This window comes from Gracilimonas sp. (assembly GCF_017641085.1).
GTDB lineage: Bacteria > Bacteroidota > Rhodothermia > Balneolales > Balneolaceae > Gracilimonas.
The window spans coordinates 961,044-973,219 of record NZ_JAEPPI010000001.1; the positions used below are offsets into that span (position 1 = coordinate 961,044).

Genomic DNA, 12,176 nt, shown 5'->3' on the forward strand with positions numbered 1-12,176 from the left:
CAGAAATTGAACTACATGACTATTACAGAGACTCGAGAAAAAGTCTTATCAGGAGAACTAAAACTTCGAGAACTTGTAGAGCAGTACAGAAAAGAAATTGAAGCCCGTAACTCGGAAATTAATGCCTATGTAGCCACCGATTTTGAGGGGGCTCTTGCCCGGGCCGATGAGGTTCAAAAAAAGGTTGATAACGGTACCGCCGGAAAGCTTGCCGGGGTGGTGATGGGAATCAAAGACGTGATTTCTGAGCGAGGAAAGAAGCTAACCTGTGCGTCAAAGATACTTGAGAACTTCGAAAGCGTCTATGATGCCACCGTAATTGAACGACTTCGGGAAGAAGACGCGATCTTTATCGGGCGACTTAATATGGATGAATTTGCCATGGGCTCCACTAACGAGTACAGCAATTTTGGTCCTGTTAAGAATCCCCAAAATACCGATAAAGTGCCCGGTGGTTCGTCTGGCGGGAGTGCAGCTGCTGTAGCTTCCGGAATGGCCATGACCACCTTAGGTTCAGATACCGGTGGTTCCATTCGTCAGCCGGCTTCGTATTGTGGTGTGGTTGGGTTGAAGCCTACCTACGGAAGGGTTTCACGGTATGGACTGGTAGCATTTGCTTCTTCATTTGATTGTATCGGTCCTCTGGCTAATTCAGTGGAAGACACCGCCCGCATATTGGATGTCATCGCCGGCTTTGATGAACGAGATAACACTTCATCTCACCGTGAGAAAGATGACTATGTGGGTGCGGTACAAAATCCGAACAAGAAAATTAAGATCGGTGTACCTGAGGAATTTTTTGGCGAAGGTCTTGATGCAGAGATTAAAAAAGGTATCGAAGAAGTACTGGATAAGCTGGAAGCAGATGGAGCCGATCTGGTTCCCATTCATCTGCCGCATACCAAGTATGGAATCGCCACTTATTACATTTTAGCCACTGCCGAAGCCTCCAGTAACCTGGCCCGGTATGATGGAATTCGGTACGGGCATCGCGCTGATAAGGATGAGATGCGTGATGAGCTCAAAAAAGAAGAGAAGGCTTTAAAAGAAGCATTCGAACAGGCCAAAGGCGAAGAAAAAATTGAGCTACAGGAAAAATTATCAAAGCTGGATTCTCCGCTCATTCGCTTGTATAAAAAATCCAGAACCGAAGGCTTCGGAACGGAAGTAAAGCGACGGATTATGCTGGGGACCTACGTATTGAGTGCGGGTTATTATGATGCTTACTACGGTAAAGCCCAAAAGGTGCGCCGACTCATACAGAACGATTATAAGGAAGCTTTCAAGAAAGTGGATGTAATCGTAAGCCCTACGGCACCAACCACGGCTTTCGACTTAGGATCTAAAATGGATGATCCCGTGCAAATGTACCTGAACGATGTATATACCATTACAGCTAACCTGGCCGGTATATGCGGAATCAGTGTTCCAGCGGGCACACACAGTAACGGACTTCCTTACGGCATTCAGTTTATGGGAGACAGCTTCCAGGAAACTAAGGTTCTGAATGCTGCACGACTTGTAGAACTCCAATCATAAAATTTTACCATACTTATGAACAGGCTGAAAGGTAAAACGGCAATTGTAACCGGGGCTACCGCAGGTATTGGTTACAAAACTGCGGAGCTTTTGGCTGAACAAGGGGTACATCTCGTAGTTACCGGTCGCCGTGAGGAAAGGCTGGAGGAGATCAAAGAAAAGCTCGAATCAGAGTATGAGGTAAAGGTTCAAACAGCCGCTTTTGATATACGTGATGCTGATGCCTGTCGGTCTTTTGTAGAATCACTAACAGCCAACATAGATATTCTGGTGAATAACGCCGGCCTTGCCAAAGGAACCGACCCGGTTTATGATGCGGAGTTTGATGACTGGAATACTATGATCGATACGAATGTCAAAGGACTGCTGTATTTGTCCCGGCTTATCATCCCGCAAATGAAAGAACGAAACACCGGGCATATTATAAATGTGGGTTCTACGGCGGGACATGAATCTTATGCCGGAGGAGTGGTTTACACCGCCACAAAACATGCCGTAAAGGCCATTACCGAATCGACCAAGAAAGACCTGCACGGGACAGAAGTTCGTGTGAGTATGGTGTCGCCCGGACTGGTGGAAACTGAGTTCAGCGAAGTTCGGTTTAAAGACGACAAAGAAAAAGCGGCAGAGGTTTACAAAGGAATGAAGCCGCTGGTTGCTCAGGATATTGCCGAAATCATCGTTTTTGTAGCGAACCGTCCGGCCCACGTGAATATTATGGACACCATTATTTATCCTACCGCCCAATCTTCAGCAACAATGGTACACCGAGATGTATAAATGGCTTTTCGTAGCTCTGGCACTTCTATTAACCGGCTGTTCAGATTCTGATAAATCAGGCCTTCAATTTTCCGAAAAAGGGCGAGAGGTTCCTGAATTCAATGCAGATTCCGCCTATAAGTTTGTTCAGCAACAGGTAGATTTTGGTCCCCGTGTACCGAACACGGAAGCTCACCGGCAAGCGGAGGCTTATTTTGTGGAGAAGCTCAAGGAATATGCCGGCCCCAATGCCGTTTTTGTTCAGGAATTTACTGCCGAGGGTTATGATGAACAGCTGGAACTTGGCAATGTGATCGCAGCTTTTAACCTAAGTGCCCGGGATCGGATAATGATCTGCGCACACTGGGATAGCCGTCCACGTGCTGATATGGACTCAACCCGACAAGATGAAGGCATAGTTGGTGCAGATGATGGTGGAAGCGGAGTAGCCGTTTTGCTGGAGCTGGCACGGATGTTCAGCGAGAATCCTCCGCCAATTGGAGTAGATATTGTATTGTTTGACGGTGAAGATTACGGAGAATCGGGAAGCCTGGAGAAATATTTCCTCGGTTCCCGGTATTGGTCAAACAATCCTCCGGTTCCGGGATACAGCCCCCGTTTTGGGATTTTATTGGATATGGTTGGAGCCGAGGGAGCTCAATTCCCAAAAGAGCGGTATTCACTGAATTATGCTCCAAATCTGGTGGAAGAGGTATGGAATATCGCTTCCGAGAAAGGCTACGAAGATTATTTTTTGAATGAAGAAGGCGCCGCTGTTTCCGATGATCATGTAATCGTGAATGAACAAGCCCGGATTCCCATTATAAATGTCATAAATCATAGCCGGACACCCCGGGGTAATGCGCAGTTTGCCCCTCACTGGCACACCCATAATGATAACATGGATATCATTAGCAGGGAAACACTGCAAGCGGTGGGTGATGTAATGGCTGAACTTATTTACAATCGATTATAATGGAATATGTTGAACTTCGGATTTCACTTAATGATGACTTTCACGAACTGCTGATCGCCGAACTTTTTGATCTTGATTTTGAAGGTTTTGAGCAGGATGATGATTTGCTCATTGCTACTATTCCCACTCAGCGGTTTGACGATTCCAAACGGGAGGAAATTGAGAAGCTGCTGATGAAATTCGGAGGGGAGTCATCCATTCTAAGCGAAAAAATTATACCCGATCAAAACTGGAACGAGACTTGGGAACGAACAATACAGCCCCAGGCTATTGGCCGGTTTTATGTGCATCCTACCTGGTCAACAACCGATGCCGACATCAGTGATAAAATAGAGCTGATGATTGACCCAAAGATGGCTTTTGGAACCGGCTATCATGCAACCACAAGGGTAATGCTGGAATGGCTCCCGGAGGTTATCAGTGAGGGGGACAAAGTACTTGACGCCGGAACTGGAACGGGGATTTTAGCTATTGCCGCGCTTAAACTGGGAGCTGAATCCGCCTTCGGTTTTGATATAGATGAGTGGAGCGAGACCAATGCAAGGGAAAACGTTCTTCTTAATAAAGTAGAGAACTTTGAAGTTAAACTTGGTTCCACAGAAGTAATTCCAAAGGGTGAGAAATTCGATGTGATTTTAGCCAACATCAATCGGAATGCATTGATTGAATTAATTCCTGAATTACTGGGCTTTTTGAATGAGGACGGAAAACTGCTCCTATCCGGGCTACTGGAAGAGGATGAGCCGGTGATGTTAAAACAAGAGGCTCTTGAAAAACTTACTCACCTTGATACCCGACGGCATAAAGAATGGATAGCTATATTATTTGAAGCATGAAAGCAGCGATAGACATTGGTACAAATACGGTTTTACTGTTAGTGGCTGAATATGAAAATGGGGTGATTAAAAATGTTCATGAAGAACATCGTGTGCCCCGCCTCGGGAAAGGAGTTGATGCCGATAAAAATATCAATGAAGCGGCTACCGAAAGAGTAATAGATGCCTTAAGTGCCTACCGGAAAATTTTAGCTGCCGACTTCCCTAAAGTAGATCAAATCATAGTTACCGCTACCAGTGCCGTTCGTGATGCCAACAACCGGGACGAATTTATGGCAAGGGTGAAAGAGGAAACCGACTTTGAGATTCGCTTGCTTTCGGGAAGAGAAGAAGCGGAGTGCACAGCTTCAGGAGCGTTATCGGTTTTGGAGATTCTAGAGGACGAAGAAACACTGATTCTGGATATCGGTGGCGGAAGTACCGAGATCGCTCAGGTTAAGGGTGGAAAGGTTCTGGACGGTCATTCTTTTGATATGGGCTCTGTTCGGTTTACGGAACGCTTCTTGTCCGGTAATCCGCCTTCCTCCGAAGAAATTGAGACTTGCAGAAAAAAGATAACCGAGTTATATAAGAGCAGGAAATTTGAGGTCAGCGAAAAAGTAAAAGCTGTGGGTGTAGCCGGAACGGTAACCACGCTGGCAGCCATGGCTCTGGATATCACAAATTACGAGCCGGAGAAATTAAACGGCTATTCCCTAAAGCTTGACACCGTTAGGCACTATATCGATATGTTTTCAGAGAATACCCATGAAGATATGCTGGCTCAGAATCCGGTTTTTCTAAAGGGCAGGGAAGATATTTTTATGGGAGGGATGCTGATTCTGGAAGGCTTTATGAAGCATTTTAATTTTGACGAACTTCTCGTTTCTACCGGAGGCATTCGTCATGGGGCAATTATAATGCTATAAAAAAAGCGCCCCTTACTGACAGGGCGCTTAATCTAGTAAGTAGCTTAATAATTAATTACCGCCGAGTGGGATACGCAGACCAGCAGCAATATTAACCTGATCAGCATCACCAATCACATATTTTAATTCACCAAACAATTTTCCGAAGCTCAGTGGGTAAGATGCTCCGCCTCCGATATTCAGACCCAGTTCACTGTCAGAGTCGCTTCCGCTTACATTAGGACCGCTGAAACTGGTATTAATTCCGAGAATATTAATTCCCGCCAGTGCATGAGCAGAAAACCCTGATTCTTCATCGGAATATAAACTGTAATGCCCGTTTACATTAACTTCCCAATAGGTTGCGGTGAATTCATTGCCACCACCCAAATCTGTATTATCTGGTAAGTAAAAACCAATATTGGCATTTATATCGATGTCGTCATTTATCATGTATGACCCGTCTGCTCTCAAACCAATTTGTTCGACTTCATCTCCATACATAAGCGCACCACCAACAGTTATCTGAGCCTGCGTGGTTTGGAATGTGGCAAATGTTAGTACCGCTGTAAAAATCAATAAAGTTGTTTTCTTCATGTTGATTGTTTTTTGTTAGAGTTGTTTAAAAGCTTAATTCTGCCGTAGTCAATAAGCTCATTATCATATGCGTGAAGTTTCAGAAAAAAGGTTCAAAAAAGACGTTTTCATTTGTCTCAGGCTTTGTATTTTAAGGGCTGAATAATTGTTGATATGTCTGAAGAAAATTCCGAAATCAAAAATACCTCACCGCGCGAAAATGCGTCTGCAAGTAGTCTCGAAGATGACAAATTTGTGGCGGAAGCATTAGCCGGTAAAGAAGATTCCTACAAAAAATTAGTAGATAAGTATCAGAAGCCCCTTTATTTCCATATCCGCAAAATGATTAAAGAGGTGGAGCTTGTTGAAGACCTGGTACAGGAAGTTTTCATGAAGGCCTTTCATAATCTTTCTTCATACAGCAACGAGTATGCATTCTCCACCTGGCTGTATCGCATTGCCACTAATCACACCATCGATTATTTAAGGAAGAAAAAGCTCCAAACGCTTTCCATTAACGAGCCTTACAAAACCAAGGACGGTGATATGGAAATTCAGCTGCCGGATGAAAGCTTTTCAACCGACACCCCGGTGATGAAGAAGGAGAGAAAAGCAATTGTTCAGCATGCAATCGAAAATCTCCCCGAAAAATATAAAGCCGTTATTGAAATGCGGCACATGGAAGAGAAGTCGTACCAGGAAATAGCGGACGTCCTGGATTTACCCCTCGGTACGGTTAAAGCCCATATCTTCAGAGCAAGGGAGCTGCTCTACAAAGCCCTGAAAGATAAAAGAGAGCAGTTCTAAATATTTCTGAGCCTTTTTCGGGCAATTTTACGCATAGGTAAGTGAACACCTAAACATAATTTCAGAACTATGCGTAATTCAAGAGTAATAACACTATTCTCGGTTGTACTTCTTTTTTCGTTTGCATTGATTTCCTGTGGGGACGATCCCGCTTCAGCGAATGAAGATCCCCCCACATTGCCTACATTTGAGAATATAGAGCCTGACCTTTCTTATTTCGAGTCAAACCAGCCTCAGCAAAGTAGTTCCAATTATTCAGAGGCCTATTACTACGGGCTGGGACTGGGTAGCATTGCCTTTACTTCACAAGCCTACGTCAGCTTCTTTTCGCTGGCAGATTCAGAAAATGCCGACTTTAAGAACGGTAAATGGGTTTGGGAATACAGCTATTCTTATGAAGGAGAGTCTGTATCTATAAAACTAACGGCCGAACCCGATGGTGACTTTATTAACTGGGAAATGCTTTGGTCTTTTGATGACGGGCAGGGTAATTCCATCACAGATTACTCAGTGGTAACCGGCCGTATAGCCTCTGATGGAAATTCAGGCAGCTGGACATTTAATACTCTAAACCCGGATACCAATGAAGAGGAGCCGATTCTTATTTCTGAATGGTCCACCTCCGGTGAGAATAATCTTGAAATCGAAACGGATTATTACGATTCGGGAAGTGTGGTAACTACCTATACCTATACTCAGAATGACAATGAATTCATGGTTTTCTTAAGCGATACGGATGAAGAAAACGACATCACTGTTTTCTGGGATGATGAGGCCATGACCGGTTACTACCAACTGGGATCGGACACTGCAAACAGATATTGCTGGGATAGTAATTATGAGGATGTTGCCTGTGGCAGCGTTGGGTATTAATGTACTTACCAGGTAGCTATAGGGCCGGCCGGTTTTTTAATCGGTCGGCTTTTTTAGTTTGAGATATTCCCCGAAACGATCTCCACGTTCGACTTAAACTTGTCATACTTGGCACGACGGATAGCGCTGCCTTCAAACGTCTCATCATATTGTTGGGGAGTCAGGTTTTCCCAGAAATCAAGATCTCTTTCTACCACATAATCTCTTGGGTACAGGTCTTCAAATTGCGCGGTTATCGATTTACTGTTCCAGGGACATACATCCTGACAGATATCACAGCCATACACCCAGTTTTCAATATCCGTTTGGTACTGCTTGTCTATTTCTTCTTTCAGCTCAATGGTCAGGTAGGAGATGCACTTAGTCGCATCCACTCTGTAAGGCTCATAAATTGCGTCTGTGGGGCAGGCATCAAGGCAGCGGGTACACGAGCCGCAATGATCGGTTACGGGGGAGTCGTAGCTCAATTCCGCATCAATGATCATTTCCCCAATAAATACAAACGAACCAATATCTTTATTCAGCAGGTTTGAATTTTTGCCGATCCAGCCCAGTCCGGCTCGTTTTGCCCAAACTTTATCCAGAACCGGGGCAGAGTCCACAAAAATACGTCCTTCAAGTCCGCCCAACAGTTCCTTACTGAAGTTAAAGAGTTTCTTGAGCTTCTTTTTCAGCACTTTGTGGTAATCACGTCCCTGAGCATATTTGGCAATCAGCGGTTCGTTCTTTTCCCCGATTTGTTGATGATGAGAAGGATGATAGTAGCTGGCTAAAACAGAAACTACGGTTTTTGAACCGGGAACCAACAGCGTGGGATCAACCCGTTTTTCAAAATAATTGCCCATCCAGTCCATGGTGCCATTACGATTCTGCTTGAGCCATTCTTCCAGCCGGCGGGCTTCGTGGGGGAGGTGTTGAGCTTCGGCAAATCCACAGGCATCAAACCCCAGTTGAAGGGCGTGCGAACGGATTTGTTCTGTGAATTTCTTCTGTTGAAGCATTCCGAATTATGTTTTTTCCGGAACCAGTTTCTCGCCTTTCCAGATTAAATTCTGAGTTTTACCATTTACCATCCTGACGGTTCGGGCGCGGTATTTCTTAACTACGGCATAATCGTGTGTTACCATTAAAACCGCCATTCCCCGGTTATTAATACTCCGAAGCAGCTCCATGATATCTTTGGTGGCTTTGGGGTCAAGATTTCCGGTGGGTTCGTCGGCAAGTAAAATTCGGGGTTCGTTAGCCAATGCTCTTGCAATAACAACGCGTTGTTGTTCACCTCCGGAAAGATCCTTCGGCATATGTTTTCTGCGGTGACTGAGCCCAACCATGGTTAGTACTTCAAGCACGCGCTGTTTAATAAACTTGGGTTTCTCTCCGGTTACCTGAAGGGCAAAGGCTACATTGTCGTGTACATTGCGATCTTGTAGCAGCTGGAAATCCTGGAACACAATGCCGAGCCGTCGCCGCAGCATGGGTACTTCCCGCTCGGATATTTTATTTACCGGGTATTCGGTTACACGTACCGTTCCGGTATCGGGTACAACATCCCGGTACAAAAGCTTCAGAAAAGAGCTTTTCCCGATACCCGTTGGACCAATCAGATAGGCAAATTCGCCATTATGAAGCTTGAAGTTAACATCATCCAATACCCTGGTATGATCATATCTCAGGGTTACATTTTTAAGTTCAATTACTGCTGTTTCTGACATCGAAGTACCATCGTTACGCGTGTGCTTTTTTCGTCTGCTTCCACCAAATCAAAACCCTCATATTTGGCTACCTGATGATAGGAGGTTTGTTCCAAAATTGATAGCATTTCCTTGAGTGAATAAATTCGCTGCTTGTGAATTTCATGATAACTTTCCAGAACGGTTTTGCCGTCGTCAGCCATCTTATCTATTTCAAATTCGTTAAAGTGAAAATGCTCTCCCGGTTCATACCGGCTTTCTCTGAAATATCGATAACTGCCAAAGCTTCCTTCTTCGTTGTTGAGGTAGTCAACAGCTTCCAGGGAGTTCTGCGGAGTGGAAAAGTCGAAGATCAATAATCCACCCGAATTCAGAATATCACGGCATCCATCCAGCATTTTGTGGATTTCTTCTTTGGAGTGAAGGTAATTCACACTGTCGAAAACCGAGAAGATAATATCATAAGTGTCTTCACTTCTGATGTCCCGGAAATCCATGGTATGGAAATCGACCATTACTTCCTGTTGGGCTGCTTTTAGTCTTGCCTTTTCAATCATAGCAGCAGAAAGGTCGGTAGCGGTCAGCTCATACTCATCAAGTTGAGCGAGATTCAGGGAAATAGCACCGGTTCCACAGGCAAGCTCCAACACATCAACGGGATCGGGGTGGTGAGTTTGGATTACTTCATCAATAAAATCTGCCCACATTTCGTAATCTACATCCTTCATCAGGGTATCGTAAAGCTCGGCCAATACAGTGTAGATGTTGGCTTTTTCAGTCTTCACTAATTCGTTTGTTTGCAAGTTCAACCGCCTGTTTATACGCTTCTTTAAAAGAAGATGGATTAGCAACACCTTTGCCAGCTATATCAAAGGCAGTGCCATGATCCGGAGAAGTGCGGATGATAGGAAGTCCGGCCGTAAAATTCACCCCTTTACCAAAAGACAGCAGTTTAAACGGAGCCAGTCCCTGATCGTGATACATGGCTAAAATCGCATCGTGATGTTTGTGGAGCTGTTGCCCGAAAAATCCATCAGCAGGGAATGGGCCATGAAGGGTTATATCCTTTCGTTCCTCTCTGATCATCTTGAGCGTTGGAGTAATAACGTCGATTTCTTCCTTGCCAATTACACCACCATCTCCGGCATGCGGGTTTAACCCAAACACGGCAATTTTAGGGTTGGTGATACCAAAGTCATGAATCAGGCTCGAGGAAAGAATCTTAACTTTTTCTTTGATGACATCCGGTGTGATGGCTTCTGAAACATCTTTAACCGGTATATGTGTGGTAGCCAACGCTACCCGCAGATCTCCGCTAACCAGCATCATCAGCACAGAATCGGTACCTGTTTGGGTGGCCAGGAATTCAGTATGTCCCGGAATTTCGTAACCGGCCAGGTTTACGGCCTCTTTGGATATGGGAGCGGTTACCATTGCATCTACCTCATGGCTCATGCAAAGATGAATGCATTGCTCAATAGATTGCATGGCTGCCTTTCCGCTTAGGGCAGACTGTATGCCCGGAGTCATTTTCAGATTATCCACAGCAAAGGTCAGAACGTTAATGGTTCCCGACTGTAAACCGGTGACGTCATCTGAATAATTAACATCTAAATCATAAGGAAGGTAGGAGAGAACGGATGTTATGATCTCTTTCGGGGAAATGATCACAGGAGTGGATGTTCCCAAATCCAAATCGGACAATGACTTCATGATGATCTCCGGGCCAATCCCGTTAAAATCACCAATCGAAATAGCTATGCGTGGAATTTCTTTATTAAGCATGACACGCCTAAAATAAGGCGATTAATGGGCAATACACAGCGTTATCGAGTTCCAACCAGCATAAAGTCGCCGAAGCCGGAAGTGGCCTCAAATACAAACGTTCGACTCGGGTACTTCCAAAGTTCAATGGTTTTTCCGCTTTCAGGAAACCGGCGTTCTTTTTCCGAGGGCGGCCCGTATTTGATATACACTTCACCCTGATCGCTTTCGTGACCCATGGGGTTTTCCTGGCTTCCAAACTCTTTAAAAGCAAAATCGATTCGGCGGTAGTATTCAGCCATTAACTCATTGTAAACCGTGTTAAGAGTTGGATCTTTGCTTTCCCAGAATTCCCTGAATTTTCGTTCTCGTTCACGGTTATTTCCACTGTTTATTTGCTTGAGTTCTTTCTCAGAAATAATGTATTTCAGATTATTAATGGCTACATCTAAATTGTATAAACTGGCAGGCATATTTGGCCAGTAGGACCGGAAAAAGGATCTTGCCACCGGTTCCTCTTGCCCTTCTTTGGTCAGTTTCAATAAATAGGGAGCATTCTCAAAAGTGCTTCCGGGAATAGATACCAGGGCGTAGGTATAGGGCTGATTGCCCTGAACGAGATTTAACGCCGGGTTTTGGGATTTAACAAGCTTGATCGTAGAATTTTGGAATACATCGTCAGACTTAAGTTCTGCGGAATAGATATTCTCAATGGAGGAGGTATCCCGTCGGGAAGTTTTTGCCTTATCAACTTTTATGGAATAGTTAGCAGAGCCGTCATAGCCGGGAATGCGGATTAGGGCAAGGAAGTCTTCCCCGAACAGCACATTTTGTTCCATGTTCATGAGCTCTAACCTGTTTCCATTCCGCTTCTTCACTAAAATGACTTCCCCGGTTTCTTTTGTAGATAAATCGGGCACATAAATTTCACGCCGTCGTGTATTTCGCTCATTTACTTCCTGCATCATAGCGAGCTGAAGAATGAAGTTGTAGTGACCGGGATTCAGATTGGTGGAAACTGAACCCGAAGCATACATTTTTGAGGATTGTGTTTGCTCAAAGTTGGAAGTGAACAGGGTGTCTTTCCACACATCCCGGGAAGCTGAATTAGCTGATGGATCCTCGCGACGGTTTAATTTCCCCTCAAAGATTTCCGTACTAAGCCTGATAGTGGAATAGAATTCAGCATTCTCCGGAGCCTTCAGGTTATGATTGAGCGGGATCTTTTTGAATGGGATAAAATCATTATTAAACCTGAAAATAAAGGCCAGGGTTGTTTTACCGTCTTCTCCGGGAAGGATAATATCTTCAATAAAAATGGTTGGGCTTTGCGACTGCATGACCAGCTGTCGGTAATTAACCCGTTGTGCAAGTATGGAGGTAGAAAAACCTAAAAGGAGAAGGATGGCTAAAAGTCGCTTACTCATGGAAGTCATTTTTTTGAATGATTTAAATCAATATCGGGGTT

The 12,176-nt window shown here is 44.6% G+C and carries 13 protein-coding genes; 7 read left to right on the plus strand and 6 right to left on the minus strand.

Annotation, left to right across the window (positions count from 1 at the left end):
* The first annotated feature begins 15 nt into the window (after positions 1–15).
* From JJ941_RS04115 to JJ941_RS04135, 5 genes are read left to right on the plus strand one after another with little or no spacing between them, the layout of a single operon-like run.
* A complete protein-coding gene (locus JJ941_RS04115; RefSeq protein ID WP_290962404.1) occupies positions 16–1,539 on the plus strand; it encodes an amidase family protein in 1,524 nt (507 codons plus the stop codon).
* A 15-nt stretch (positions 1,540–1,554) separates the two neighbouring features.
* Positions 1,555–2,319, plus strand: coding sequence for an SDR family NAD(P)-dependent oxidoreductase (locus JJ941_RS04120; protein ID WP_290962405.1), 765 nt, complete (start codon positions 1,555–1,557; stop codon positions 2,317–2,319).
* A complete protein-coding gene (locus JJ941_RS04125; protein ID WP_290962406.1) occupies positions 2,312–3,274 on the plus strand; it encodes a M28 family peptidase in 963 nt (320 codons plus the stop codon). Before JJ941_RS04120 ends, JJ941_RS04125 begins: the two co-directional genes overlap by 8 nt.
* Complete coding sequence (gene prmA / locus JJ941_RS04130) at positions 3,274–4,110, plus strand: 50S ribosomal protein L11 methyltransferase (protein WP_290962407.1); 837 nt, start codon at positions 3,274–3,276, stop codon at positions 4,108–4,110. Before JJ941_RS04125 ends, prmA begins: the two co-directional genes overlap by 1 nt.
* A complete protein-coding gene (locus JJ941_RS04135) occupies positions 4,107–5,018 on the plus strand; it encodes a Ppx/GppA phosphatase family protein (RefSeq protein WP_290962408.1) in 912 nt (303 codons plus the stop codon). Before prmA ends, JJ941_RS04135 begins: the two co-directional genes overlap by 4 nt.
* Positions 5,019–5,069: 51 nt before the next feature.
* On the opposite strand, the gene JJ941_RS04140 is transcribed toward JJ941_RS04135, so the two are convergent.
* Positions 5,070–5,594, minus strand: a complete 525-nt coding sequence (locus JJ941_RS04140; RefSeq protein WP_290962409.1) for a hypothetical protein — start codon at positions 5,592–5,594, stop codon at positions 5,070–5,072.
* Positions 5,595–5,747: 153 nt separating this feature from the next.
* On the opposite strand from JJ941_RS04140, the gene JJ941_RS04145 reads away from it, so the two are divergent.
* Complete coding sequence (locus tag JJ941_RS04145; RefSeq protein WP_290962410.1) at positions 5,748–6,380, plus strand: sigma-70 family RNA polymerase sigma factor; 633 nt, start codon at positions 5,748–5,750, stop codon at positions 6,378–6,380.
* Between the two features lie 69 nt (positions 6,381–6,449).
* A complete protein-coding gene (locus tag JJ941_RS04150; protein ID WP_290962411.1) occupies positions 6,450–7,253 on the plus strand; it encodes a hypothetical protein in 804 nt (267 codons plus the stop codon).
* 53 nt (positions 7,254–7,306) lie between these two features.
* On the opposite strand, the gene queG is transcribed toward JJ941_RS04150, so the two are convergent.
* From queG to JJ941_RS04175, 5 genes are read right to left on the minus strand one after another with little or no spacing between them, the layout of a single operon-like run.
* On the minus strand, positions 7,307–8,254 hold the full coding sequence (gene queG / locus JJ941_RS04155; RefSeq protein WP_290962412.1) for a tRNA epoxyqueuosine(34) reductase QueG: 948 nt from the start codon (positions 8,252–8,254) through the stop codon (positions 7,307–7,309).
* Between the two features lie 6 nt (positions 8,255–8,260).
* A complete protein-coding gene (ftsE, locus tag JJ941_RS04160; protein ID WP_255135475.1) occupies positions 8,261–8,965 on the minus strand; it encodes a cell division ATP-binding protein FtsE in 705 nt (234 codons plus the stop codon).
* Positions 8,947–9,729: a class I SAM-dependent methyltransferase gene (locus tag JJ941_RS04165; RefSeq protein WP_290962413.1), complete on the minus strand. Its 783-nt coding sequence runs from the start codon at positions 9,727–9,729 to the stop codon at positions 8,947–8,949. The genes ftsE and JJ941_RS04165 overlap by 19 nt, the downstream gene beginning before the upstream one ends.
* Positions 9,719–10,729, minus strand: coding sequence for a 4-hydroxythreonine-4-phosphate dehydrogenase PdxA (pdxA, locus tag JJ941_RS04170; protein WP_290962414.1), 1,011 nt, complete (start codon positions 10,727–10,729; stop codon positions 9,719–9,721). Before pdxA ends, JJ941_RS04165 begins: the two co-directional genes overlap by 11 nt.
* A gap of 41 nt (positions 10,730–10,770) precedes the next feature.
* Positions 10,771–12,135 (minus strand): GWxTD domain-containing protein, encoded by a 1,365-nt coding sequence (locus JJ941_RS04175; protein WP_290962415.1) that lies wholly within the window; start codon positions 12,133–12,135, stop codon positions 10,771–10,773.
* Positions 12,136–12,176 lie beyond the last annotated feature (41 nt).